This window comes from Pseudomonas sp. WMBT8 (genome assembly GCF_050916005.1).
GTDB lineage: Bacteria > Pseudomonadota > Gammaproteobacteria > Pseudomonadales > Pseudomonadaceae > Aquipseudomonas.
Map to the genome: position 1 here is coordinate 1697495 of NZ_CP188096.1, position 26430 is coordinate 1723924.

Annotated in this window: 19 protein-coding genes, 1 other RNA gene and 1 pseudogene; 14 read left to right on the forward strand and 7 right to left on the reverse strand. The window is 61.9% G+C overall.

Features of this window, described 5'->3' with window-relative positions; all coding sequences use genetic code 11:
* Positions 1-72 precede the first annotated feature (72 nt).
* Positions 73-837: a GntR family transcriptional regulator gene (locus tag ACO77H_RS07500; protein WP_057439513.1), complete on the forward strand. Its 765-nt coding sequence runs from the start codon at positions 73-75 to the stop codon at positions 835-837.
* A gap of 122 nt (positions 838-959) precedes the next feature.
* Here the strand turns inward: ACO77H_RS07500 and guaD are convergent, their stop codons facing one another.
* From guaD to xdhA, 4 genes are all read right to left on the reverse strand, one after another.
* Positions 960-2264 carry a guanine deaminase gene (gene guaD / locus ACO77H_RS07505; RefSeq protein WP_169954227.1) on the reverse strand — a complete coding sequence of 435 codons (1305 nt, stop codon included), beginning with the start codon at positions 2262-2264 and terminating at the stop codon, positions 960-962.
* Between the two features lie 7 nt (positions 2265-2271).
* A complete protein-coding gene (gene xdhC / locus ACO77H_RS07510; protein ID WP_432755212.1) occupies positions 2272-3114 on the reverse strand; it encodes a xanthine dehydrogenase accessory protein XdhC in 843 nt (280 codons plus the stop codon).
* Between the two features lie 115 nt (positions 3115-3229).
* Positions 3230-5629 (reverse strand): xanthine dehydrogenase molybdopterin binding subunit, encoded by a 2400-nt coding sequence (xdhB, locus tag ACO77H_RS07515; protein WP_432755213.1) that lies wholly within the window; start codon positions 5627-5629, stop codon positions 3230-3232.
* Positions 5622-7070, reverse strand: coding sequence for a xanthine dehydrogenase small subunit (gene xdhA / locus ACO77H_RS07520; protein ID WP_172313195.1), 1449 nt, complete (start codon positions 7068-7070; stop codon positions 5622-5624). The genes xdhB and xdhA overlap by 8 nt, the downstream gene beginning before the upstream one ends.
* A gap of 267 nt (positions 7071-7337) precedes the next feature.
* On the opposite strand from xdhA, the gene ACO77H_RS07525 reads away from it, so the two are divergent.
* The 6 genes from ACO77H_RS07525 to ffs all read left to right on the forward strand — a co-directional run bounded on the left by ACO77H_RS07525 (position 7338) and on the right by ffs (position 16609).
* Positions 7338-7997: a GntR family transcriptional regulator gene (locus tag ACO77H_RS07525; RefSeq protein WP_169954223.1), complete on the forward strand. Its 660-nt coding sequence runs from the start codon at positions 7338-7340 to the stop codon at positions 7995-7997.
* Between the two features lie 2 nt (positions 7998-7999).
* Entirely contained in the window at positions 8000-11488 is a 3489-nt protein-coding gene (gene smc / locus ACO77H_RS07530) for a chromosome segregation protein SMC (protein WP_432755214.1), read from the forward strand.
* Positions 11489-11741: 253 nt separating this feature from the next.
* Positions 11742-12605 (forward strand): cell division protein ZipA, encoded by an 864-nt coding sequence (gene zipA / locus ACO77H_RS07535; RefSeq protein ID WP_169954221.1) that lies wholly within the window; start codon positions 11742-11744, stop codon positions 12603-12605.
* An 88-nt stretch (positions 12606-12693) separates the two neighbouring features.
* Positions 12694-15051 carry an NAD-dependent DNA ligase LigA gene (gene ligA, locus ACO77H_RS07540; RefSeq protein ID WP_432755215.1) on the forward strand — a complete coding sequence of 786 codons (2358 nt, stop codon included), beginning with the start codon at positions 12694-12696 and terminating at the stop codon, positions 15049-15051.
* An 86-nt stretch (positions 15052-15137) separates the two neighbouring features.
* Positions 15138-16304 (forward strand): zinc-binding metallopeptidase family protein, encoded by a 1167-nt coding sequence (locus ACO77H_RS07545; protein WP_432755216.1) that lies wholly within the window; start codon positions 15138-15140, stop codon positions 16302-16304.
* Positions 16305-16512: 208 nt separating this feature from the next.
* Positions 16513-16609, forward strand: an RNA gene (ffs, locus tag ACO77H_RS07550) — signal recognition particle sRNA small type.
* A gap of 156 nt (positions 16610-16765) precedes the next feature.
* Here the strand turns inward: ffs and ACO77H_RS07555 are convergent.
* Both ACO77H_RS07555 and ACO77H_RS07560 read right to left on the reverse strand, forming a co-directional pair.
* Entirely contained in the window at positions 16766-17050 is a 285-nt protein-coding gene (locus tag ACO77H_RS07555; RefSeq protein ID WP_432755217.1) for a hypothetical protein, read from the reverse strand.
* A 33-nt stretch (positions 17051-17083) separates the two neighbouring features.
* Positions 17084-17398 (reverse strand): helix-turn-helix domain-containing protein, encoded by a 315-nt coding sequence (locus tag ACO77H_RS07560; RefSeq protein ID WP_032863355.1) that lies wholly within the window; start codon positions 17396-17398, stop codon positions 17084-17086.
* A 458-nt stretch (positions 17399-17856) separates the two neighbouring features.
* Here ACO77H_RS07560 and ACO77H_RS07565 point away from each other — a divergent pair.
* The 3 genes and pseudogenes from ACO77H_RS07565 to ACO77H_RS07575 all read left to right on the forward strand — a co-directional run.
* Positions 17857-18138 (forward strand): annotated as a pseudogene (locus tag ACO77H_RS07565) (PAS domain-containing protein); the annotation flags it as partial.
* Positions 18139-18354: 216 nt separating this feature from the next.
* A complete protein-coding gene (locus ACO77H_RS07570; RefSeq protein WP_432755740.1) occupies positions 18355-19422 on the forward strand; it encodes a methyl-accepting chemotaxis protein in 1068 nt (355 codons plus the stop codon).
* 18 nt (positions 19423-19440) lie between these two features.
* Positions 19441-21132 (forward strand): putative bifunctional diguanylate cyclase/phosphodiesterase, encoded by a 1692-nt coding sequence (locus ACO77H_RS07575; protein WP_170043323.1) that lies wholly within the window; start codon positions 19441-19443, stop codon positions 21130-21132.
* On the opposite strand, the gene ACO77H_RS07580 is transcribed toward ACO77H_RS07575, so the two are convergent.
* Positions 21111-21878 (reverse strand): substrate-binding periplasmic protein, encoded by a 768-nt coding sequence (locus ACO77H_RS07580; protein WP_169954216.1) that lies wholly within the window; start codon positions 21876-21878, stop codon positions 21111-21113. The genes ACO77H_RS07575 and ACO77H_RS07580 overlap by 22 nt on opposite strands.
* Before the next feature lie 134 nt (positions 21879-22012).
* On the opposite strand from ACO77H_RS07580, the gene dnaX reads away from it, so the two are divergent.
* The 4 genes from dnaX to recR all read left to right on the forward strand — a co-directional run bounded on the left by dnaX (position 22013) and on the right by recR (position 26297).
* On the forward strand, positions 22013-24064 hold the full coding sequence (gene dnaX / locus ACO77H_RS07585; protein WP_169954298.1) for a DNA polymerase III subunit gamma/tau: 2052 nt from the start codon (positions 22013-22015) through the stop codon (positions 24062-24064).
* A 66-nt stretch (positions 24065-24130) separates the two neighbouring features.
* Positions 24131-24469 carry a YbaB/EbfC family nucleoid-associated protein gene (locus ACO77H_RS07590; protein ID WP_003193199.1) on the forward strand — a complete coding sequence of 113 codons (339 nt, stop codon included), beginning with the start codon at positions 24131-24133 and terminating at the stop codon, positions 24467-24469.
* A gap of 141 nt (positions 24470-24610) precedes the next feature.
* Positions 24611-25636: an NADP-dependent oxidoreductase gene (locus ACO77H_RS07595; RefSeq protein WP_432755218.1), complete on the forward strand. Its 1026-nt coding sequence runs from the start codon at positions 24611-24613 to the stop codon at positions 25634-25636.
* A gap of 58 nt (positions 25637-25694) precedes the next feature.
* Positions 25695-26297 (forward strand): recombination mediator RecR, encoded by a 603-nt coding sequence (gene recR, locus ACO77H_RS07600; RefSeq protein ID WP_432755219.1) that lies wholly within the window; start codon positions 25695-25697, stop codon positions 26295-26297.
* The last annotated feature ends 133 nt before the right edge of the window (positions 26298-26430 follow it).

Sequence of the window (26430 nt, forward strand, 5' to 3'; positions counted from 1 at the left end):
CTTGCCAGCGACCCGCTATACCCTTATTACAGTCAACGTCAATTCGCCGCCGTTCTCCCGACCCGAGTGCCCATGAACGAACAGTTGCAGCCCCTCAAGAAACAGCCGCGAGCCGGTAAGGCCGGTCGCAGTGGAACCCAGGACGATATCGTCTACGCGCATATCTTCGAGGCCATCCTCGAACAACGCCTGGCGCCCGGTACCAAATTGAGTGAAGAAGCACTGGGCGAGATCTTTGGCGTCAGCCGCACCATCATCCGCCGCGCCTTGTCGCGCCTGGCCCATGAAGGCGTGGTGTTGTTGCGCCCCAATCGGGGTGCGGTCGTGGCCAGCCCAAGTGTCGAGGAAGCCCGCCAGGTATTCCTCGCCCGGCGCCTGGTCGAGCGGGCTATCACCGAACTGGCGGTGCAGCATGCCTCCACCGAAGAGTTGGCCGAGTTGCGGCAGATGGTCAACGATGAGCGCGACAGCTTCTCCCGTGGCGACCGTGGCGCGGGTATCCGGTTGTCCGGCGAGTTCCACCTCAAGCTGGCCGAGGCGGCGAAGAATGCCCCGCTGATCAGCTTCCAACGCAGCCTGGTGTCCCAGACTTCGCTGATCATCGCCCAGTATGAAAGCGGCAACCGCTCGCACTGTTCCTACGACGAGCACACCCAGTTGATCGATGCCATCGAAGCCCGGGACGTGGGGCTGGCGGTGAACCTGATGATGCACCACATGGATCACATCGACAGCAAGCTCAACCTCGATGAGGAAAGCGCGTCGGATGATTTGCATGCGGTGTTCTCGCATTTGCTGCAGACCAAGAAGCCGGGCCGCTCCTCGATCAAGTTGTAAACCCGATCAAACTGTGTAGGAGCTGGCTTGCCAGCGATGCAGGCACCGCGGTGTATCTGTTCACCGCGGTGATGCTATCGCTGGCAAGCCAGCTCCTACAGGGTTTTGTGGTGTTCTTTGGGTCAGCGTTGGTGTACCAGATTGCCCGCCGCATACGTCTGCATCACCGCCCGATCATCCCCCAGTGTCATCAATACAAACAACGTCTCGGCAATGTTCTTGGCCTGCTTCAGGCGATAGCTGAGCAGTGGCGTGGCGTTGTAGTCCAGGACCAGGAAGTCGGCATCGGTGCCCGGCTGCAAGGTGCCGATCTTGTCTTCCAGGCGCAGCGCTTTGGCACCGCCCAGGGTCGCCAGGTACAGCGATTTGAACGGACTCAACCGCGCGCCCTGCAATTGCATGACCTTGTAGGCCTCGTTCAGGGTCTGCAGCAGCGAGAAACTGGTGCCACCCCCCACGTCCGTGCCCAGGCCCACATTGAGCTGATGCTTCTCGGCCATCGGCAGGTTGAACAGGCCGCTGCCGAGGAAAAAGTTCGACGTCGGGCAGAACGCCACTGCTGAACCCGCTTGCGCCAGTCGCGCGCATTCGTCGTCGCACAGGTGCACGCCATGGGCGAATACCGAACGTTCCCCCAGCAGCTTGTAGTGGTCGTACACGTCCAGGTAGCCGCTGCGCTCCGGGAACAGCTCCTTGACCCATTGCACTTCCTGCAGGTTTTCACTGATGTGCGTCTGCATGTACAGGTCCGGGTATTCCCCCAGCAATTGCCCGGCGAGGGTCAACTGTTCCGGTGTGCTGGTAGGCGCGAAGCGCGGGGTCACGGCGTAGTGCAAACGGCCCTTGCCGTGCCAGCGCTCGATCAGCGCCTTGCTCTCCTGGTAGCCGGACTCGGCGGTGTCGGTCAGGTAGTCCGGCGCATTGCGGTCCATCATCACCTTGCCGGCGATCATGCGCAGGTCGAGTTTCTCGGCGGCTTCAAAGAATGAGTTGACCGATTGCGGGTGCACGCTGCCGAACACCAGGGCGGTGGTGGTGCCGTTGCGCAGCAGTTCCTTGATAAAGATATCCGCCACTTCTTCGGCGTGGGCCTTGTCGGCGAACTGGCTTTCGCAAGGGAAGGTATAGGTGTTGAGCCAATCCAGCAGTTGTTCGCCGTAGGCCCCGACCATGCCGGTTTGCGGCAGGTGGATATGGGTGTCGATCAGGCCGGGGGTGATCAGCGCGTCCTGGTAATGGGTGATTTCGATATCGGCCGCCAGCGTCGGCAGCAAGTCGCTGGCATGCCCCAGGGCGCTGATCTGGCCGTTGTCGATCACCAGCAGGCCGTCTTCGAAATACTCGTAGGAGGCGTCGATCCCAACCACGGCAGGGTCGGCGAGGCTGTGCAGGATGGCGGCGCGGTAGGCTTTGCGAGTCAAAGGCATGGTCGTCTCAATTGATAGCTTGGCTGCGGCGCGAGGCCGGCAGCAGTTTGGCAATGGGTTCGGCACTCGCGGTGTGCTGGCCGAAGTTGGCGTTATAGGTGGCGATGATCTCGCCGGCGATGGAAATGGCGATTTCCACCGGCAATTTGCCCTTCACCTCGGTGAGGCCCATGGGGCAGCGCATGCGTTGTAACTGCGCGGCCTCGAAGCCGCGCTCACGCAGGCGGTGTTCAAACTTGACGCGTTTGGTCTGCGAGCCGATCAGGCCGAAGTAGGCAAAGTCATTGCGCTTGAGCAGGGCTGCGGTGAGTTCCAGGTCCAGCGCGTGATTGTGGGTCATGACGATGCAGTAACTGCCCGCCGGCAGGTCGGCAATTTCATCGACCGGCTCTTCGCTGACGATTTTACGCACGCCCTGGGGGATATGCTCCGGGAATTCCTGTTCCCGCGAGTCGATCCAGCGCACCCGGCACGGCAGGCTGGCCAGCAGTGGCACCAGCGCGCGGCCGACATGGCCGGCGCCGAATACGGCAATCTGCGCCTGCACCTGGCCCATGGGCTCAAACAGCAGCACAGTCACGCCGCCGCAGCACTGGCCGAGGCTGGCCCCCAGGCTGAAGCGCTCCAGATGGGTGTTGTGCTGACCGCTGGTGAGCATCTCGCGGGCGATCTGCATCGCTTTGTATTCCAGGTGGCCGCCGCCGATGGTGTCGAAGGTCCGGGCGGCACTGATCACCATCTTGGAACCGGCGTTGCGCGGCGTGGAGCCGAGTTCTTCGATGATGGTCACCAGCACGCAGGGTTCACCCTGGTGTTGCAGGTCGGCGAGGGCGCTGATCCAGTTGTTCATGTCTACCTCAACATTTCTGTTGTCAGTTCGGCCGTCTTCGCGGGCAAGCCCGCTCCCACAGGGGAATGCAATCCAAATGTGGGAGCTGGCTTGCCTGCGATGGCAGCACCTGGGTCTAGAGCGAAGCCATCTCGGTCTCAGCCTCAACCACCGTCGCCACCTGCAACTGGCGCATCTGCTCACACCCCCACAACACCCGCTCCGGGGTCGCCGGCGCATCGATCTTGGGTTGATGGCGATAGTCACCCAGGCTCGCCACCGCATCCTTGATCGCGCACCACGAGGCAATCCCGAGCATGAACGGCGGCTCACCCACGGCCTTGGAGTGGAACACCGTGTCTTCCGGGTTCTTGCGGTTTTCTACCAGCTTGACCCGCAAATCCAGGGGCATGTCCGCTACCGCCGGGATCTTGTAGCTGGCCGGGCCATTGGTCATCAATTTGCCCTTGTTGTTCCACACCAGCTCTTCCATGGTCAGCCAGCCCATGCCCTGGATAAAACCGCCTTCCACCTGGCCGATATCGATGGCCGGGTTCAGCGAGGCGCCCACGTCGTGGAGGATGTCGGTGCGCAGCATTTTGTACTCGCCGGTCAGGGTGTCGACGATCACTTCGCAGCAGGCCGCACCGAAGGCGAAGTAGTAGAACGGCCGACCCCGTGCCTGGCTGCGGTCGTAGAAGATTTTCGGGGTCTTGTAGAACCCGGTACTGGACAGCGACACCTGGGCGAAATACGCCTGCTGGATCAGCTCCTCGAACGTCAGGATCTGCTCGCGCACCCGCACATGGCCGTTGTGGAACTCAACATCGGCCTCGCTGACGTCGTATTTGCGCGCGGCAAATTCCACCAGGCGCTGCTTGATGGTCTCGGCGGCATTCTGCGCGGCCTTGCCGTTGAGGTCGGCACCGCTGGAGGCGGCGGTCGGCGAGGTGTTGGGCACTTTGTCGGTGTTGGTCGCGGTGATCTGCACCCGGTCGATTTCCACCTGGAAAATCTCGGCCACCACTTGCGCGACTTTGATGTTCAAGCCCTGGCCCATCTCGGTGCCGCCGTGGTTCAAGTGGATGCTGCCGTCGGTGTAGATATGGATCAAGGCGCCGGCCTGGTTGAGGAAGCTGGCGGTAAACGAAATACCGAACTTGACCGGGGTCAGCGCCAGGCCTTTTTTCAGGATCGGGCTGTGGGCGTTGTACAGGCGGATCGCTTCGCGGCGCTCGGCGTATTGGCTGCTGGCCTCAAGCTCGGCGGTCATCTCTTCGAGCATGTTGTGCTCGACAGTCTGGTAGTAGTGGGTGATGTTGCGCTCGGTCTTGCCATAGTAATTGGCCTTGCGCACCGCCAGCGGGTCCAGCGCCAGGTGGCGGGCGATGGCGTCCATCACTTCCTCGATGGCGACCATGCCTTGCGGGCCGCCGAAGCCACGGTAGGCGGTGTTGGAGGCGGTGTTGGTCTTGCAGCGATGGCCGTTGACGGTGGCGTCGCCCAGGTAATAGGAGTTGTCGGAGTGGAACATCGCGCGGTCGACAATCGAGTTAGACAGGTCTGGCGAGCAGCCGCAGTTACCCGCCAGGTCCAGATTGATCCCGTGCAGGCGGCCGTTGTCGTCAAAGCCCACGTCGTATTCGATATAGAACGGGTGGCGCTTGCCGGTCATCAGCATGTCTTCGACCCGTGGCAGGCGCATTTTGGTCGGCTGGCCGGTCAGGCGCGCGACCACTGCACACAGGCATGCCGGGCTGGCCGCCTGGGTTTCCTTGCCACCAAAACCACCGCCCATGCGGCGCATATCCACGACGATTTTGTTCATCGACACGTCCAGCACTTCGGCCACCAGTTTCTGCACTTCGGTGGGGTTCTGGGTGGAGCAGTAGACGATCATGCCGCCGTCTTCGGTGGGCATCACCGAGGAAATCTGGGTCTCCAGGTAGAAGTGTTCCTGGCCGCCGATATGCAGGGTCCCCTGGATACGGTGTTTCGCGCTCGCCAGGGCGCCCGCCGAATCCCCGCGCTGGTGGGTGTGGCTGTCCAGCACGAAATGTTTGTTGCGAAAGGCCTCGACCACATCCAGCACCGGCTCCAGGTCTTCGTATTCGATCACCGCCGCCATGGCGGCCTTGCGTGCGGTCTCCAGGTCGCGGGCGGCGACGGCCAGCACCACCTGGCCGACGAACTGCACGGTGTCGATGGCCAGCAACGGGTCGCCGGGCATCAGCGGGCCGATGTCTTTGAGGCCCGGTACGTCTTCGTGGGTGATGACGATGCGCACCCCCTCGAAGGCGTAGCAGGGCGCGGTGTCGATGCTGAGGATCCGGGCATGGGCGCGGTCGGACATGCGCGCATACAGGTGCAACTGGTTGGGGAATTCCAGGCGGTCATCGATGTACTGCGCTTCGCCCGACACGTGCTTGGCGGCGCTGTCATGCTTGACGCTGCGCCCGACCCCGGACGTCAGGTCCTGGGCAAACAGCGCGGCCATTTCGGCTTGGGTTTTTACCACGGCGTGATGGTTAGACATAAGCGGTCACCCGAGTCTCGATGTGCGGCGTTTGCAGTTCGATGAAGTATTTGCGCAGCAGGTTCTGTGCGCTGAGCAGGCGGTATTCCTTGCTCGCGCGAAAGTCCGACAGCGGGGTGAAATCCTCGGCCAGGGCCGCGCAGGCTTTCTCCACGGTGGCACTGTTCCAGGTGGCGCCGATCAGCACCGTCTCGCAGTGTTGCGCGCGTTTGGGCGTGGCGGCCATGCCGCCGAAGGCGACGCGGGCATCGCTGATCACCCCGTTGTCGATTTTCAGGTTGAACGCCGCGCACACCGCCGAGATGTCATCGTCCAGGCGCTTGGAAACCTTGTAGGCACGAAACAGCGCGTGGCCCTTGGGTACGATGATTTTTTCGATGAACTCGCTGTCCTGGCGGGCAGTGACGCGGTAGTCGATAAAGTAGTCTTCCAGGGCCAGGGTGCGGCGCACGCTGCCCTTGCACAGCACGATCTGCGCGCCGAGGGCGATCAGCAGCGGCGGCGAATCACCGATGGGCGAGGCGTTGCCGATATTGCCGCCGAGGGTGCCCTGGTTGCGGATTTGCAGGGAGGCGAAGCGGTGCAGCAGGTCGCCGAAGTCCGGGTATTCATGGTGCAGCGCGCTGTAGCAGTCGGAGAGGGCGGTGGCGGCGCCGATTTCCAGGCGGTCGTCAAAGGTCTCGATGCGCTTCATGGCCTCGATGTTGCCCACATAGATCATCACTGGCAGCGTGCGGTGGAACTGGGTCACTTCCAGCGCCAGGTCGGTGCCGCCGGCCAGCAGTCGGGCCTGTGGATAGGCGTCGTAGAGGTCGGCCAGGTCGGCGACGGTCAGGGGCACCAGGCAGCGTTTGTCGCCGCTGTTCAGTTCACCGGTTTGCGTCGGGGCGATGGCCTTGAGGCGGGCGATGGTCTGCGCCTGGCGGCTGTCGAACTGGTCCTGGGGCTTGTTGCAGCAGGCCTGTTCGGCGGCGGCCAGGATCGGCCGGTAGCCGGTGCAGCGGCACAGGTTGCCGGCCAGGGCTTCATGGGCCTTGGCGCTGTCCGGGGCGTCGCTGTTTTTTTGCAGGGCGAACAGTGACATCACAAAGCCCGGTGTGCAGAAACCGCACTGCGAGCCATGGCACTCGACCATCGCCTGTTGCACGCTGTGCAGTTGGCCCTGGTGCTTGAGGTCTTCGACGCTGATCAGTTGCTTGCCGTGCAGGGACGAGACAAACGTCAGGCACGAATTGAGGCTGCGATAGCGAATCTGCTCGGCACCTTGCTCGTCGGTATGCAACTCGCCGACCACCACGGTGCAGGCACCACAGTCGCCGCTGGCGCAGCCTTCCTTGGTTCCGGATTTGCCCAGGTGCTCACGCAGGTAGTTGAGCACAGTCAGGTTCGGGTCCAGGGCGTGCTCGCTACGGAGCTCCTGGTTTAGTAAAAACTGGATCACGGAAGGCCTCGCAGACTCATTATTGTTGTTAACCGCTTTGCGCCGAATCTAGTCATGTCTGACTTTTCGGTCAACGATTTTCTGACCAGAAGGTCAAGAAAATGCGATTGCAACACCTTTGATTATGGTTCAGATCCCTGTAACCGCCGTTTTCAGGGGCGCCTGGGCTTTATCGTCTGCTTATTTCATGCCAAATTCGGCGTTGCTGGCCCAGTGATTGCGCTACACTGCCGCCCTTGTACCGATAGACGATTTTGAAGGGAAAACATGACGTTCAAGGCGCCGGATAGTCTCGCCGAGCAAATCGCTCACCACCTCGCCGAACGCATCATTCGCGGCGATCTCAAGCCTGGGGAGCGGATCCAGGAACAGAAAGTCACGCTGGCACTCAATGTCAGCCGTGGCTCCGTGCGCGAAGCCTTGCTGATCCTCGAGCGGCGGCACCTGATCGCCATCCTGCCGCGCCGTGGCGCCCACGTCACCGAGCTCACCGCACACAAGGTGCAGAGCCTGTGCACGCTGATGAGCGAGCTGTACATCCTGCTGGGCAACGCGGTTGCCGAAGGCTGGCAGACCCAGGTCGACATGGCGCCGTTCGTGCAGATCCAGCAACGACTGGTGAGCAATTTCGAACGCCAGGACATCCGCGCCTTTGTCGAGGAATGCTTCAATGTCATGCGCGCCGCATACCCCTTTGCCAACAACCCGTACCTGCAGGAAACCGTCGAGAACCTGCAGCCGGCGATGAATCGCGCCTATTACCTGGCCCTGGATCAACGCAAGGCGTCCATGAGCGAGTACCTGGTGCTGTTCGAGCAACTGCTCGCTGCCGTACTGGCCCGTGACTTGCCGCAGATTCGCCAAGTGTTGTCGGCCTATGGCCAGCGCAGTTGCACCCTGGTTATCGCAGCCCTGGCGGACGCCTAAGCGTGCGGCTCAAGTGCATCAAACTGGCGGGGTTCAAATCCTTCGTCGACCCGACTACGGTGAACTTCCCCAGTAACATGGCGGCAGTGGTCGGGCCCAATGGTTGCGGCAAGTCGAACATTATCGACGCCGTGCGCTGGGTGATGGGCGAGAGCTCGGCAAAAAACCTGCGTGGCGAGTCGATGACCGACGTCATCTTCAATGGCTCCACCAGCCGCAAGCCGGTGAGCCAGGCCAGCATCGAACTGGTGTTCGACAACTCCGACGGCACCCTGGTGGGCGAATACGCGGCCTACGCAGAAATTTCCATCCGCCGCAAAGTGACGCGCGACAGCCAGAACAGTTACTTCCTCAATGGCACCAAGTGCCGGCGCCGCGACATCACCGACATCTTCCTCGGCACCGGCCTGGGCCCGCGCAGCTACTCGATCATCGAGCAAGGCATGATCTCCAAGCTGATCGAAGCCAAGCCCGAGGACTTGCGCAACTTTATCGAGGAAGCGGCCGGCATCTCCAAGTACAAGGAGCGCCGGCGCGAGACCGAGAACCGCATCCGCCGCACCCACGAAAACCTGGCGCGCCTGACCGACCTGCGTGAAGAGCTGGAGCGCCAGTTGGAGCGCCTGCACCGCCAGGCCCAGGCCGCCGAGAAATACCAGGAATACAAAGGCGAAGAGCGCCAGCTCAAGGCACAACTCTCGGCCCTGCGCTGGCAGGCCTTGAATGACCAGGTGGGCCAGCGCGAAGCGATCATCGGCACCCAGGAAATCAGCTTCGAAGCCCTGGTGGCCGAGCAGCGCAATGCCGACGCCAGCATCGAGCGCCTGCGTGACGGTCACCATGATCTGTCCGAGCGCTTCAATCTGGTGCAGGGCCGTTTCTATTCGGTGGGCGGCGATATTGCGCGGGTCGAGCAGAGCATCCAGCACGGCCAGCAGCGCCTGCGCCAGTTGCAGGATGACCTCAAGGAAGCGGAGCGGGCGCGGCTGGAAACCGAATCCCACCTGGGCCACGACCGCACCTTGCTGCTGACCCTCGGCGAAGAGCTGGACATGCTCACCCCCGAGCAGGAAATCACCAGCGCCGCCGCCGAAGAAGCCGCCGCCGCCCTGGAAGAATCGGAAACCACCATGCACGGCTGGCAGGAGCAGTGGGACGCGTTCAACCTGCGCTCCGCCGAGCCACGGCGCCAGGCTGAGGTGCAGCAGTCGCGCATCCAGCAACTGGAAACCAGTATGGAGCGCCTGGCCGAGCGTCAGCGCCGGGTCCTGGAGGAGCGCGCGTTGCTCGCCTCCGCTCCGGAAGACGCGGCGATCATGGCGCTGAGCGAGCAGTTGGCCGAAAGCGAAATGACCTTGGAAGAGCTGGAGGCCAGCGAAGAACAACAAGTGGAACGCCTGGAGCAATTGCGTCAGGAGCTGCAGCAGGCGACCCAGGCGCAACAGCAGGCCCAGGGCGATTTACAGCGCCTTAACGGGCGCCTGGCCTCCCTTGAAGCCTTGCAGCAGGCCGCATTGGACCCAGGCACCGGCACCGCCGAATGGCTGCGCGACCAGCACCTGGCCGAGCGCCCGCGCCTGGCCGAAGGCTTTAAGGTTGAAGCTGGTTGGGAATTGGCTGTGGAAACCGTGCTCGGTGCGGACCTGCAAGCGGTGCTGGTGGACGATTTTGGCGGCTTTGACCTGGCGGGCTTCACACAAGGCGACTTGCGCCTGCTCAGCCCGGCAGCCGATGGCACCCGCGTGCCCGGCAGCCTGTTGGATAAAGTCGAGGCGCAGATTGATCTGGCGCCGTGGCTGGGCCAGGTCAAACCGGTGGACTCGCTGGAACAGGCCCTGGCGCTGCGTGGCCAATTGATCTCTGGCGAAAGCCTGATCAGCCGCGACGGCTACTGGGTAGGCCGGCACTTTTTGCGGGTGCGCCGCGCCAGTGAAGCCGAAAGTGGCGTATTGGCCCGTGGCCAGGAAATCGTCAACCTGAGTGCCGAGCGTGAAGAGCGCGAAGCCACCCTTGAGTCCCTGGAAACCCAACTGCAAACCCTGCGCGCCACTCAGCGCCAGCAAGAGACCGGCCGCGAACACTTGCGCCGCCTGTTGCAGGACGAAGCGCGCCAGCAGGGCGAATTGAAAGCCCAACTCTCGGCCAGCAAGGCCAAGGCCGAACAGCTGACCCTGCGCCGCACCCGGCTCGACGAAGAAGTGGCCGAAATGGGCGAACAGCGCGCCCTCGAACACGAACAAGTCGGTGAGGCACGCCTGCAATTGCAGGAGGCCCTCGACAGCATGGCCCTCGATACCGAGCAGCGCGAACTGTTGCTGGCCCAGCGTGACAGCCTGCGCGAGCGCCTCGACCGGGTACGCCAGGAAGCGCGCCAGCACAAGGATCACGCCCACCAGTTGGCCGTGCGCCTGGGCTCCTTGCGCGCCCAGCACGATTCCACGCGCCAGGCCCTGGAGCGCCTGGAGATGCAGTCCGAACGCCTGACGGAAAAGCGCGAGCAACTGAGCCTCAACCTGGAGGAGGGCGAGGCGCCGCTGGAAGAGCTGCGCTTGAAGCTCGAAGAGTTGCTCGATAAACGCATGAGCGTCGACGAAGAACTCAAGACCGCACAAATCGCCCTGGAAGACGCCGACCGCGAACTGCGCGACGCAGAAAAGCGCCGGACCCAGGCCGAGCAGCAATCGCAATTGATCCGCGGCCAGCTCGAACAGCAGCGCATGGAGTGGCAAGCCCTCACGGTGCGCCGCAAAACCCTGCAAGACCAGTTGCTGGAAGATGGCTACGACCTGCACGGCGTACTCAATACCCTGACCGCCCAGGCCAACGAGAAGGACGCCGAGGAAGAACTTGAGCGCATTGGCGCACGTATTCAACGACTCGGGGCGATCAACCTCGCGGCCATCGACGAATACCAGCAGCAGTCCGAGCGCAAACGTTATCTGGATGCCCAGGACGCCGATCTGGTGGAAGCCCTCGACACTTTGGAAAACGTCATTCGCAAGATCGACAAAGAGACCCGAAACCGCTTCAAAGATACCTTTGATCAGATTAATAGCGGTTTACAGGCCTTATTCCCAAAAGTTTTCGGTGGTGGCAGCGCTTACTTGGAACTGACGGGCGAAGATCTACTCGATACAGGGGTAACGATCATGGCGCGGCCTCCGGGCAAGAAGAACAGCACCATCCATTTGTTGTCCGGCGGCGAGAAGGCCCTGACCGCATTGGCCCTGGTGTTTGCCATCTTCAAGTTGAACCCGGCGCCGTTCTGCATGCTCGACGAAGTTGACGCGCCGCTGGATGACGCTAACGTTGGACGGTATGCCCGCCTGGTTAAAGAGATGTCCCAGACGGTGCAGTTCATCTATATCACCCACAACAAGATCGCCATGGAAATGGCTGATCAATTGATGGGGGTGACCATGCATGAACCGGGCTGTTCGCGACTGGTGGCGGTGGATGTGGAAGAGGCGATGGCGATGGTGGAAAGTTAGCGGCAAGTTGCTAGCTTCAAGGGGCAAGAGTGTCGGCTTGAAGCTTATGATTTGTAGCCTGATTCCTGCGTTAGCCGACACATTTTGCGCCAACTGTGTAAAGTTATCTTTGGTCGTGCTAGTTTAATGTCAATTTTTCGTATGCGTGGGCAAAACGTCAGTCAGAACATAGAGTTGGCGCCACGTTTTAAAGCGGTTTGCACGGTGCTAAACCCCTTATTTTTCAGCATTTTTTATAGAGGCAAGGGATTACATGGAAATCGGTCTGCGCGAGTGGCTGATCGTCATCGGCATTATTGTAATAGCCGGTATTCTTTTTGATGGCTGGCGCCGTATGCGCGGCGGCAAGGGCAAGCTGAAATTCCGCCTGGACCGAAACCTGTCCAATCTGCCCGACGACGATGGCGCCGCCGAGCTGCTGGGGCCTCCCCGTGTCCTGGATACCCATAAAGAACCGCAACTGGACGAACACGACCTGCCGTCGATGAGCGCGCCGGTGCGCGAGCCCCGCGAGCCGTCGTCCAAGCGCGGCAAGCGTGGCAGTGCTGTCGTGGCCGAGCCGCATCAGGGCGACCTGAACCTCGACGTCGACGAAGGCCCGAGCTTCAGCAGCCGTGACGGTGATTTTCCGGATGAAACCCCGGCCAAGAGCGCACCGCGTGAGTCCTCCAAGGATCAGCCGGCGGCTGAAGAAGTGCTGGTGATCAGCGTGATCTGCCGCGACGCGGCCGGCTTCAAGGGCCCGGCGCTGTTGCAGAACATCCTGGAAAGCGGCCTGCGTTTTGGCGAGATGGATATTTTCCACCGTCACGAAAGCATGGCGGGCAACGGTGAAGTGCTGTTCTCCATGGCCAACGCGGTCAAGCCGGGCACCTTCGATTTGGACGATATCGACCTGTTCAGCACCCCGGCGGTGAGCTTCTTCCTCGGCCTGCCAGGCCCGCGCCACCCGAAACAGGCGTTCGACGTCATGGTGGCCGCCGCCCGCAAGCTGTCCCAGGAACTTAACGGTGAGCTCAAGGACGACCAGCGCAGCGTACTGACCGCCCAGACCATCGAACACTACCGTCAGCGCATCGTCGAGTTCGAGCGTCGCGCCCTGACACAGAAACGCTGAGGATTGGTCTTCAGCGTTGTCAGTAGAATTAAGCGCACTAACATATTGAGCAGCTTCGGCTGCTCTTTTGCTTTATGAGAGAACACCCATGACCGCCGCCCACACCCGCATCCTCGAACTGCGCGCTGAACTGGATCAGCACAACTACCGTTATCACGTACTCGACGAGCCGAGCATCCCGGACGCCGAGTACGACCGGTTGTTCCATGAGCTCAAGGCCCTGGAGTCCGAGCACCCCGACCTGGTGACCCGTGATTCACCAACGCAACGGGTGGGTAGTGCGGCGTTGTCGGCGTTTACCCAGGTGCGCCATGAGATCCCCATGCTCAGCCTGGGCAACGCGTTTGATGAAACCACCATGCTGGAATTTGATCGTCGGGTCACCGAGGGCCTCGACCTGCCGGTGGGCGATCTGTTTGGCAGTGGTGCGGCGGTGGAATACAGCTGCGAACCCAAGCTCGATGGCCTGGCGGTCAGCCTGCTGTACCAGAATGGCGAGTTGGTACGCGGCGCGACCCGTGGCGACGGCACCACGGGCGAAGACATCAGCGTCAATGTGCGCACCGTGCGCAATATCCCGTTGAAACTGCACGGCACAGGCTGGCCGGCGACCCTGGAAGTGCGTGGTGAAGTGTTCATGTCCAAGGCCGGTTTCGAGCGTTTGAATGCCTCGCAACTGGAAGTCGGCGGCAAGACCTTCGCCAACCCGCGCAACGCCGCCGCCGGCAGCCTGCGCCAACTCGATTCGAAGATCACAGCCAGTCGCCCCCTGGAGTTTTGCTGCTACGGCGTGACCACGGATATCAGCGACACTCATATCGGCAACCTGCAGCAGTTGCAGAAATGGGGCATGCCCATCAGCCATGAGTTGAAGCTGGCCAAGGGTATTGAGGATTGCCTGGCGTACTACCGCGACATCGGTGAGCGGCGTAGCAGCCTGCCCTATGAAATCGACGGGGTGGTGTTCAAGGTCAACAGCATTGCCTACCAGCGTGAACTGGGCTTTCGCGCCCGCGAGCCGCGCTGGGCCATCGCTCATAAGTTTCCGGCGCTGGAAGAACTCACCGAATTGCTGGACGTTGAGTTCCAGGTCGGCCGCACCGGCGCCGTGACCCCGGTAGCACGCTTGAAGCCAGTCAAGGTGGCGGGCGTCACTGTGTCCAATGCGACGTTGCACAATATGGACGAAGTGGCGCGCCTGGGCTTGATGATCGGTGACACCGTGATTATCCGCCGTGCCGGTGACGTAATCCCACAGGTCGTGTCGGTGGTTGCCGAGCGCCGCCCGGAAAATGCCCGCGCCGTACAGATCCCGCAAACCTGCCCGGTGTGTGGCTCCCATGTGGAACGCACGCAGTTGGTCAAGCGTAGCAAGGGCAAGGAAACCGTCAGCGAAGGCGCGGTGTATCGCTGTGTCGGGCGGCTGGCCTGTGGTGCGCAGCTCAAGCAGGCGATTATCCATTTTGTCTCGCGACGGGCCATGGATATCGACGGCCTGGGCGACAAGACCATCGAGCAACTGGTCGATGAAAAGCTCATCGGTTCGCCGGCTGACCTGTACAAGCTCAAGTACGAACAGATCATCGACCTGGAAGGCTTCGCTGATGTTTCCAGCAAGAAACTGATCGCTGCCATCGAAAACAGCAAGACCCCAACCCTGGCACGGTTTATCTACGCCCTGGGCATTCCCGATGTCGGCGAGGAAACCGCCAAGGTGCTGGCGCGCTCCCTGGCGTCCCTGGAGCGCGTGCAGCAAGCCTTGCCCGAAGTGTTGACGTACTTGCCGGATGTTGGCCTGGAGGTGGCGCACGAGATCCACAGCTTCTTTGAAGACAGCCATAACCAGCAGGTGATTGGCGCGTTACTGTCGCCGGATGAGTGCGGCCTGCAATTGCAGGACCAGGGCGAACTGAGCGCCGAGTTCGCGGCCAGTACCACCCTGGGCGGCTTTCTCGACAAGCTGCACGTGCCTTCCGTGGGGCCGGGGGCTGCGCAGAAGCTGGCGGACAAGTTCGGCTCCCTGGAGGGCGTTATCCAGGCCGATTGGCTGGATATGCGCCAGGCACTCCCAGAGAAACAGGCCAAGGCCGTGCGCGAGTTTTTTGATAATCCGGACAATGCCCAGCGTGCGCAAGCCATCGAGCAGCAGCTCAAGGACTTTGGCATGCACTGGCAGAGCGAGAAGAAAGTCCTCGAGGGCTTGCCCGAGGCGGGCCATACCTGGGTACTGACCGGCTCGCTGGAGTTGATGAGCCGCGACGTGGCCAAGGAAAAACTCGAAAGCCTGGGCGCCAAGGTCGCCGGTTCGGTGTCGGCGAAAACCTATTGCGTGGTCGCGGGGCCAGGCGCCGGGTCGAAGTTGGCCAAGGCCAGTGAGCTGGGGTTGAAAGTCATGGATGAAGAGGCTTTTGTCGCCTTTCTGACCCGCCACAACATCTCCATCTGATGATGACGATCGTTCCCACGCAGAGTGTGGGAACGATCTTGCGTGGTAAATGATCTAGTCTTGGGCACGCCCCTGGAGAGATCGCCATGTACCGCTTCTTCGAACAGCTCAGTTCGCGCATCGCCGCACCGTTCATGGCCGGGACTTCGCGCAATAGCAAGGTGTGGCAGTGCCGTTGCGGGCAATCCCTGTTCTTTCGCAACAGCCAATGCCTGTCCTGTTCGGCGCTGCTGGGCTATCTGCCCGAGCAAAGCCGGCTGTCGTCCCTGCAACCTGGGCCTGTCGTCAATACCTGGCTGCAGGACGATAATCTTGACGCGGGCGCCTGGCGCCGCTGCGCCAACCTCGACACGCCTGCTGCCTGCAACTGGCTGATCCCGGCCTACAGCACCGCACCGCTGTGCGTGGCGTGTAGCCTTAATCGCACCATCCCCGACCTGTCGATTGCAGAAAACCCCGAGCGCTGGCGCAAAGTCGAAACCGCCAAGCGCCGGCTGGTGGCGCAACTGATCAGCCTGGGGTTGCAGGTGGTCCCCAAGTCCGTCGATGAAGCCAATGGCCTGGCCTTTGACTTCGTCGGTATCGATCTGCAAGGCAAGGCCCCCACTACCGGGCATGCCAACGGCTTGATCACCTTGGATATCAAGGAAGCCGACGACGAACACCGTGAGAAAATTCGCGTGCAGATGCGTGAACCGTACCGCACCTTGCTCGGTCATTTCCGGCATGAAGTCGGTCACTATTACTGGGATCGCCTGGTCGCCGGCAGCCACTGGCTGGAGCCGTTCCGCCAGGTGTTTGGTGATGAGCGTGCCAGCTATGCCGATGCTCTCGAGCAGCACTACCAGAACGGCCCGCGCCCGGGCTGGCAGCAAACCTGCGTCAGCGCCTACGCCACCATGCACCCTTGGGAAGACTGGGCGGAAACCTGGGCCCACTACCTGCACATGATGGACGCGGTCGATACCGCCCTGGGCTTTGGCATGAGCGCGCGGGAGATGGACCTGGACTACCAGCCGTTTCCCCTCGCCACGCTCTACGATCCGCAACACCCTGGCGGGGCGGCGTTCCTGTCGTTCGTCAACGCCTGGATCGAACTGGCCGGCATGCTCAACGAACTGTCCCGCAGCATGGGGCAACCGGATTTCTATCCCTTCGTGCTGCCACCGGCGGTGATTGCCAAGCTGCATTTCATCCACCTGGTGATCCAGGAGGAGGGCGGCCGGGCGGATGAGGTATTGAAAGCCCAGTGATCCAGTGTGGAAGCGGGCTTGCCCGCGATGACGTGACCACCGCCATCGCGGGCAAGCCCGCTCCCACACCACATAGAGGGTGTTCTTCAGGGCTATGGCAAGTACTTGAGCCCCTTGGCTTTTTAATCCTGCACCAACGGTTGTAACTTCCGATGAGATCGGTACAATGGCGCGGCTTGCCGAGAGGCCAGCGTCGTTATGGTGACCCCATCGGTCCCCCCGCAACGATTACCCGTGAACCTGGTCAGAGCCGGAAGGCAGCAGCCACAGCGGGAACATTGTGTGCCGGGGTGTGGCTGGTGGGGTTGCCTCCATAACGCTCCCTTCGTAACAACTCTCCCTCTGATCAAAAATTATCACTTTGCCGTGCGTTATTGCGCAGCGGTCGAAGCCGTCTGTACGCCGCGTTTTTTTCGCGGCGTTTTCGTGTCTGGCTATCGGCCTTTATTGCGGTTGAAGAACTAGCGCGCGCCTGCCAGCAACGCAACCACGTCAATCACCAGAAGCTTCTTCGCCGCCAGCAGGAAGATGCCGGTCTTGCAGGCAGGTTCTAGGTGCCAGCCACCGCCAGCAGGCGCAGGTAGCTCATGGTAGTCCCTTGCATTTTGAAGTAATTGCGCGAAAGGATGCCGAGTCCGCTTGGGCTGCGCGAGCATATTGGCAAAAGGCGTGGCCCAGCGCCTGCCAGGAGAGGCGCTGTCCGGTTGGATCATGTCAGTAGGCAAAGAGCAAAGAACAGGCGGCATCAGCGACCTGCTCTTTTTTATGTCGTACGAGCTCTAAGGCTTGGACAAGGCCTGGTCTACCGCCGCTATCAGCTTTCCCAGATCCTTCGGGGTGGCTTTATGAATGACACCGAACAGATAAGCGCGCTGTTCGTCCTCATCGCCCAGATCGGCAAAAAAGACTTTCAGCTTCACTCCCAGAGCCTCTGCAAACAAGAAGAGAGCGTCAACGCTGGGTGTATAGGTGCCGGTTTCGAAGCGGCTGATGGTTTTAGGGTCAAAACCGGTTTTCTCACCTAGTTCAGCCTGAGTAAGCCCCGCTACCTTTCGATAACGTCTGATGGCTGGACCCAAACTTGAAATTTGCATCGCTCAATTCCCATTTAGAATCAAGAACTTAACGATAAATATTGGCATTAGACAACGGCACGCACCATCACCTTTTCTTGCAAAATGTGATGTAATTCGTAGAATCGGCGTTTAGGACAAGTATTTGGCGGTGTCGTTTCACAGGGCACCTTTATGAAACGGGAAATCATTGCTTTCTCCTCTCTTTCATAAAGGTAGTTGCAAAACAGTTGCTTGGCCGCAGCGCCAGGCTCGCTCTTGCGCGCCCCCGCAGCCCCCGCCTTTCACACCAGACGCTCGAATTAAAGCCTAGTTGATCTTCGCTAAACCGAAGCTCAGGTGCTGGGCAAAACCTGGTTTGGCCGCCCAATGGCGCCAGCCAGCCGATTGACGGTTTACCCGTCTGGAAATACCCCTCTACCTGCCGGATCTACCCGATCCCGGGCCGGTAGATCGAATGCTGTCCATGGAGCTTTAAAGTGCGCGTCAATTTGCCGGTCACCACAGTTGAACAGACTTTCGGGGAGCAGCAACGGCTCATTTCCGCGACGGACATCAATAGCCACATTACCTACTGCAACGCCGAGTTTGCTGCCATGAGCGGCTTCACCCAAGCCGAGCTGATCGGCAGTACCCACAACCTGGTACGCCACCCGGATATGCCGCCGGCGGTCTTCGAACTGATGTGGCGCTACCTCAAGGCCGGCCAGAGCTGGATGGGCGTGGTCAAGAATCGCTGCAAAAATGGCAACTTTTATTGGGTCAGCGCCTATGTGACCCCCATCCTCGAAGACGGCCGGTTGGTGGGCTATGAGTCGGTGCGGGTCAAGCCGACGCGCGAACAGGTGCGGCGTGCCGAAGCGCTCTACGCGCGCTTGCGTGCCGGGCGTTCGGCGGTTTCGCCGCTGCAACGCCTGGGCCAGTTCGGCAATGCCCTGGCCGTGCCCGCCCTGGCGGCGGTGGCGGCTGGCGGCGCGGTGCAATGGCTGCCCAGCGGCTGGGCTCAGGCAACGACTGCGCTGCTGTTTCTCGGTCTGGGCGCCTGGGCGCACCTGCGTCTGGGGCAGCAGCTCAAGCAGATTGTCGAGCACACTCCCAACACCTTTTCCGATCCGATCAGCGCCATGACCTACAGCGATGCGCTAGGTCCGGCCGCGCAATTGGAGATGATCCTGATCAGCGAAGAGGCGCGCTTGAAAACCGCCCTCACGCGGCTCAGCGACCTGGCCACACAGATGGCCGAGGCGGCTACCGATTCCAGCGTGTTGTCGGGCAATACCGAGTCGGCACTGCTGGAACAGCGCGCCGAAACCGATATGACCGCCGCGGCCATGACCGAAATGGCCGCCTCCATCGCCGAAGTGGCGACACATGTACAGCAGACCGCCAGCGAAGCCCGTACCGCCAACGACCTGGCCGGGCATGGCAGCCAGGTGGTCGGAACCACACGCGACGCGATCCAACTGCTGGCGGCCACCGTTACCCAGATCAACCAGGCGGTGGGCCACCTGGCCGGCCAGACCCAGGAAATCCGCGTGGCGGCGAGCATGATCCAGGCGATTGCCGACCAGACCAACCTGCTGGCCCTGAATGCTGCCATCGAGGCGGCGCGGGCTGGTGAACAGGGCCGTGGTTTTGCGGTGGTGGCCGATGAAGTGCGGGCGCTGGCGGGCAAGACCCGGGAGTCGACCGAGCAGATCCAGGGCATCATCCAGAATCTACGCGCGGGCGCCGATGAAGCAGTGGAAATTGCCAGCACCGGTATCCATGAAGCCGAGCAGGGCGTGCAGCAGGTATTGCAGGCGCAACAGGCATTGCTGGGTATTCGCCAGGCAGTAGAGCGCATTACCGGCATGAGTCAGCAAATGGCTGCTGCCTCGCAGGAACAATCCCACGTCGCAGAGGATGTTTCACAACAGATCAATAACGTCGCGGCCACGGTACAAAAGACAGCGGGCAATGCCAACGCTGCAGTCACCCGGGGCCGGGAACTTGAAAGCATCTCTTCCGGGTTGCGTGCCCTGGTCGAGCGGTTCAACCGCTAGCCACCTAGAGCCTCATTCATGGATGAGAAATACCGCAGGGCCGTGGATGCCGCCGCCATTTTCTCCGAGACAGACCTCACCGGCCGCATCACCTATGTAAACGACCAATTCTGCGGCATGTCCGGCTACAGCCGCGACGAGTTGCTGGGGCGCAACCACCGGATCCTCAGTTCCGGGTTGCATCCTGCCGGGTTTTTCCAGGGGATGTGGCGCACCATCACCGAGGGTAAGGTCTGGCGCGGGGAAATCTGTAACCGCGCCAAGGACGGCTCGCTGTACTGGGTCGACAGCACCATGGTGCCGCTGGTCGATGAGCGGACCGGCAAGGTGCAGAAGTACGTGTCGATTCGTTTTGATGTCAGCGAAAAGCGCCAGTTGTTGCAGACCCTGCAATGGCGGGTCGGCCATGATGTGCTGACCGGGCTGCCCAACCGTGCCTATCTGTCTGAACTGCTCGTGCAATCCTTGGAGTTTTCCCGCAGCGAGCACATCCCCCTGGCGGTGTGCATGCTCGACCTGGACGGCTTCAAGGCGGTCAACGACGGCTACGGCCATGCCTCTGGCGACCTGTTGCTGGTGGAGGTCGCCAGCCGCCTGCGCGACATCATCCGTGGCGAAGACGTGGTCGCAAGGCTTGCCGGTGACGAGTTTGTGCTGATCCTGCGCTACGTGCGCGATGCCGAGGAGTTGAACCGCGCTTTGCGGCGCATCCTCACGGCCATTTCCGAGCCGTACTCGATCCTCGGCGCGCAGATCAACGTGTTTGCCAGCATTGGCGTCACGCTGTTCCCGTTGGATGACGAGGATGCCGACACCCTGCTGCGCCATGCCGACCAGGCGATGTACGTGGCCAAGCAAAGTGGCCGTAACCGCTACCAGCTGTTTGATGTGTCCCTGGAGCAGGAGGTCAAGGCCACCCACCAGACCGTGCAGCAGATTCGCCAGGCCCTGGCAGCGGGGGAGTTGTGCCTGCACTTCCATCCCAAGATCAACCTGCGCCACGGCCAGGTCGTGGGTTTTGAGGCATTGCTGCGCTGGCAGCACCCGATTCGCGGGCTGGTGTCGCCCAAGGATTTCCTGTCGTTGATCGAGCAGACCGACCTGATCGTCGATGTCGGCGAGTGGGTGATGGACCAGGTGCTGGCGCAGATACGCCAGTGGCAAGATGCCGGGCACTGCTGGCCGGTCAGCGTGAATATCGCGGCGCGACACTTCCAGCGCGCGGATTTTGTCGAGCGCTTGCAACAGCTGCTGGCCCAGCATCCTGACGTTGCGCCGCACATGCTCGACCTGGAGATCGCCGAATCGGTAGCCATCGATCATATCCAGCGCGTCACCGAGCACCTGGCGGCATGCCAGGCGCTGGGAGTGCGGTTTTCCCTGGACGATTTCGGCACGGGCTATTCGTCCCTCAGCTACCTCAAGCGCCTGCCCACCCAGACCATCAAGATCGACAAGTCGTTTGTGCGCGACATCCTGCACGACAAGGATGACCTCGCGCTGACCCAGGCGGTGATCGGCCTGGCCCGGGCATTTGGTCGCGAAGTGATCGCCGAGGGCCTGGAAACCCTCGAGCATGGCCAGTTGCTGCTGCGCATGGGCTGTGAAGTGGCGCAGGGCTATTACTTCGCCCAACCGATGCCGGCAGCCGAGGTGCCGGCCTGGGCGGCGGGGTTTGATCTGCTCAACTATGGCGCTGGCGGGGATTGAGGCAGGCGCCCAGCGTCGCCGGTATAGAGCAGGATGATTGCGTCAATCTCCCCGGACATTTTCATACGCAGCAGTGTGCGCAAAATCCGCTGCACGGGTAGGGCTGGGTCGTTGCGCACGTAGCAGCCCAGGCTCTGCTCTTCAATCACGGCCACCACGTGCAGCTTGCGACCTGCCGGTAACTGCTGATTGAAGCGTTCCAGGGTCCATTCGTTGGTGACCGCGTACTTGAAGCGTCCCGCCACCAGCTTTTGCAGCACTTGCTCTTCGCTGCGGGCGTCGTCGCGCTTGAGCTGGCCCTTGGCAAACAGCGGTTCGAGGGTCGGGTAGCTGTAGTTGAGCACCGTGCCGATATTCTGTGCCGCCAGCTGCGCCACATTCACCGACAGCGGCGGCACATGGGCGCTGGCCAGGACATTGCGCTGCACCCATAACGGAATGCTCCATACGTAGTCCCCGGACAGATTATTCAGCCACGCTTGTGCGACGTAGCAGCGCACATCAATCTCGCCGTGCTCCATGGCTGGAGCGATACGGGCCCGGGCCAACACCTGGAACTGCGCCGGGTGGCCGACCTGGGTTGCCAGGCTGAGCATCAAGTCATACAAAATGCCCTGGGTCGGCTGGGCCCCCTCGATCTGCACCATGGGCATGGCCCAGCTGTCGGAAATGGCGAAGCGCAACGGGGCGGGCGCCGCCAGGCTCAGTGTGGTGATCATCCATAAAGCGCCCAGGACTACGCGCATAAACTCTCCGGGATCAGCCCTTTGCAGGGCGTGCCACTACCAGCTTAGTCAGATTAGGCGAGCGTGCCGGATGCAATTTCCCCCCTGCTCCGCTAGCATTACCGGCTTCCGCTTCCCAGTTGCGACGGTTTTCGATGAGTTATCAGGTTCTTGCACGTAAATGGCGTCCGCGCTCGTTCCGCGAAATGGTCGGCCAGACCCATGTGCTCAAGGCTCTGATCAATGCCTTGGACAGCCAACGGCTGCACCACGCCTACCTGTTCACCGGCACGCGCGGGGTGGGCAAGACCACCATTGCGCGGATCATTGCAAAGTGCCTGAACTGTGAGACCGGCATCACCTCGACGCCCTGCGGCACCTGCTCGGTGTGCCGGGAGATCGACGAAGGGCGCTTTGTCGACCTGATCGAAATCGACGCCGCGAGCCGCACCAAGGTCGAGGACACCCGCGAACTGCTGGACAACGTGCAGTACGCCCCCAGCCGCGGGCGCTTCAAGGTCTACCTGATCGACGAAGTGCACATGCTCTCCAGCCATTCCTTCAACGCCCTGTTGAAGACCCTGGAGGAGCCGCCGCCCTATGTTAAGTTCATCCTGGCCACCACCGACCCGCAGAAACTTCCTGCAACGATTTTGTCGCGGTGCCTGCAGTTCTCCCTGAAGAACATGACCCCTGAGCGGGTGGTCGAGCATTTGACCCACGTATTGGGTGTGGAGAACGTGCCGTTCGAAGACGATGCGCTGTGGCTGCTGGGCCGCGCCGCCGATGGCTCGATGCGCGATGCCATGAGCCTGACCGACCAGGCGATTGCCTTCGGTGAAGGCAAGGTAATGGCCGCCGACGTGCGCGCCATGCTCGGCACCCTCGATCACGGCCAAGTGTTCGACGTGCTGCATGCGCTGATCGAAGGCGACGCCAAGGCGCTGCTCGAAGCCGTGCGCCATCTGTCGGAGCAGGGGCCGGACTGGAATGGCGTGCTCTCGGAAATTCTCAATGTGCTGCACCGCGTCGCTATCGCCCAGGCCCTGCCTGAGGGGGTCGACAACGGCCACGGCGACCGCGACCGCGTATTGGCACTGGCCCAGGCGCTGCCGGCCGAAGATGTGCAGTTCTACTACCAGATGGGCCTGATCGGGCGCCGCGACCTGCCGTTGGCACCAGACCCGCGCGGCGGTTTCGAAATGGTCATGCTGCGCATGCTGGCGTTTCGCCCCGCGGATACCGCCGACGCGCCGAGACAGCCACTAAAGCCAGTGGGGATCAGCCAGGCCACAGTTGATTCCGCCAAACCAGTGGCTGGCGCGGCGGTCGTTGCGCCAGTAAGCGCGCCGCAACCTGTGGCCGCTGCTCCAGCCATGGTCGCGGTGGAGCCTGTGGCGCCTGTAGTGGCGCCGCAGCCGATGGTCGAGCCCGAGCCCGCGCCGGTAGTCGATCTGCCCTGGAATGAGCCGGCAGAGGCCGTGGTCGAGCTGGCTCCTGCCGTCGAGCCTGTCCTCGAAACCACCGGCGAGCAGCCTGAACTGACGCCGATGCCGACGCCAACCCCCGACAGCGTGGTACCCGACGCGCCGGAATGGGTCTCGGCACCCGTGCCCGAGCCGACTATTGCCGAAGTGGACGCCGCTACCCCAGGCATCGACCTGGATGACGAACCGCCGCTGGACGAAGATTACATCGAGCCGGACATGGATTCGGCCTACAGCTACCTGGACGACCTGGCCAGCGAGCACACCGCCGAGCCTGCGCCCGAGCCCGAGGCGGAACCTGCCGCCATGCCGGCCACCGGCCTGGCCCTGCAATGGCTGGAGCTGTTCCCGAAATTGCCGATTTCCGGCATGACCGGCAGCATCGCCGCCAACTGCACGCTGATCGCTGTCGATGGCGATCACTGGCTGTTGCACCTGGACCCGGCCCACAGCGCCCTGTTCAACGCGACCCAGCAGCGCCGGCTCAACGATGCCCTGAACCAGTTCCACGAACGCACCCTGACGGTGACCATCGAGCTGATCAAGCCCGAGCAGGAAACCCCGGCCCAGGCCGCCACCCGTCGCCGGCTCAACCGCCAGCGCGAGGCCGAGGAGTCGATCCAGGCCGACCCGCTGATCCAGCAGATGATGGAGCAGTTTGGCGCGGTGGTGCGACACGATACTATTGAACCTGTCGAAGCCCAGGCTGCAGCGGGCTGATAATTGCAGGCGCCGTGCCCCGAGGCTCGGCGCCGTATTGATCCACGTACTTTTGAGGTGATTCCCATGATGAAAGGTGGCATGGCCGGCCTGATGAAGCAGGCGCAGCAGATGCAGGAAAAGATGGCCAAGATGCAGGAAGAACTGGCCAACGCCGAAGTCACCGGTAAAGCCGGTGGCGATATGGTCAGCGTGGTGATGACCGGTCGTCACGACATCAAGCGCGTGAGCATTGACCCAAGCGTATTGCCGGGCGTTGGCGAAGACGACCTGGAAATGCTCGAAGCCCTGTTCGCCGCGGCCGTCAACGACGCCGTGCGCAAGATCGAAGCCAACAGCCAGGACAAAATGTCCGGCGTGACCGCGGGCATGCAACTGCCGCCGGGCATGAAGCTGCCGTTCTGACCGGCCAGCGCAAGACTGAAAATGCCAGGCATCGCGCCTGGCATTTTTGTTTGTGTCGGGCACAATCGAACGTCAGCCCTGCAACAGCTGTCTGCACCCTATACCGCTGAATTCAATCACCGATATAAAGGAGCCTCGCTGATGACCCAAGCCATGACCCTTAACCAGCGCATCGTCCTGGTATCCCGCCCGCAGGGTGCGCCCGTGCCGGAAAACTTCCGCCTGGAGCGCGTGGCGCTGCCCGACCTGGCAGACGGCCAGGTCCTGCTCAAGACCCTGTTCCTGTCCCTGGACCCCTACATGCGTGGACGTATGAGTGACGCGCCGTCCTACGCAGCCCCGGTAGAAATCGGCGAGGTGATGACTGGCGGCGCTGTCAGCCGCATCGAACAGTCGCGCAACCCCAAATTTGAGGTGGGTGACCTGGTGGTCGGCGCCACCGGCTGGCAAAGCCATAGCATCAGTGACGGCCGCAATTTGATACCGGTACCCAACGGCTTGCCAAGCCCGTCCATGGCCCTGGGTGTGCTGGGCATGCCCGGCATGACGGCCTACATGGGCCTGATGGATATTGGCCAACCCCAGGCCGGGGAAACCCTGGTGGTGGCGGCGGCCTCCGGTGCGGTGGGCTCGGTGGTTGGCCAGGTGGCCAAGCTCAAGGGCCTGCGGGTGGTCGGCGTGGCCGGCGGTGCGGACAAGTGCCGTTATGTGGTGGAGGAGCTGGGGTTTGACGCGTGCATCGACCACAAGAGCGCGGACTTTGCCGATGAACTGGCCAACGCCTGTGTTAACGGGGTGGACATCTATTATGAAAACGTCGGCGGCAAGGTCTTCGACGCCGTGCTGCCCCTGCTCAATCCCAAGGCGCGGATCCCCCTGTGTGGCCTGATTGCCGGCTACAACGCCCATGAAGCGCCCACCGGTCCCGATCGCCTGCCGGCGCTGCAACGCACCTTGCTGACCAAGCGCGTGCGCATCCAGGGCTTTATCGTGTTCGACGACTATGGCGACCGCCACCCGGAATTCATCAGCGCCATGGCGCCGTGGGTGCGGGACGGCAAGGTCAAGTTTCGCGAAGACGTGGTCGAGGGCCTTGAGCAGGCGCCCGAAGCTTTTATCGGCCTGTTGGAAGGGCGCAATTTCGGCAAGTTGGTCGTGCGTATTTGACGCTTATCCGAGGCGCGGGTATAAACCGCGTCTCGTTGTTTTGTCGGACCTTTGCCCCATGAGCTTCAGCCCTCTGATTCGTCAACTGATCGACGCCCTGCGCATCTTGCCGGGCGTGGGCCAGAAAACCGCCCAGCGTATGGCGCTGCAACTGCTGGAGCGTGACCGCAGCGGTGGCTCGCGGCTGGCCCAGGCCTTGAGCCAGGCCATGGAAGGCGTGGGCCATTGCCGTCAGTGCCGCACCCTTACCGAAGAAGAACTGTGCCCGCAATGCGCCGACCCCCGTCGCGACGACACCCTGCTGTGCGTGGTCGAAGGGCCGATGGACGTGTATGCGGTGGAGCAGACCGGCTACCGCGGGCGCTACTTCGTGCTCAAGGGCCACCTGTCGCCGCTTGACGGCCTGGGGCCTGAAGCCATTGGTATCCCGCAATTGGTGGCGCGCATCGAAGAGCAGGGCACCTTTACCGAAGTGATCCTGGCCACCAACCCTACGGTGGAAGGGGAAGCCACGGCGCATTACATCGCGCAACTGCTGGCCAACAAAGGCCTGATCACCTCGCGCATCGCCCACGGCGTGCCGTTGGGTGGTGAGCTGGAGTTGGTGGACGGCGGCACCCTGGCGCACTCGTTTGCCGGGCGTAAACCTATCGCGCTGTAAGCCAAACTCCCTGTAGCACGCTGGCTTGTGTAGGAGCTGGCTTGCCTGCGATGCAGGCACTGCGCTGTATCAGGGGGACCGAGGCGATACCATCGCAGGCAAGCCAGCTCCTACACAAGCATGCACATTGCAT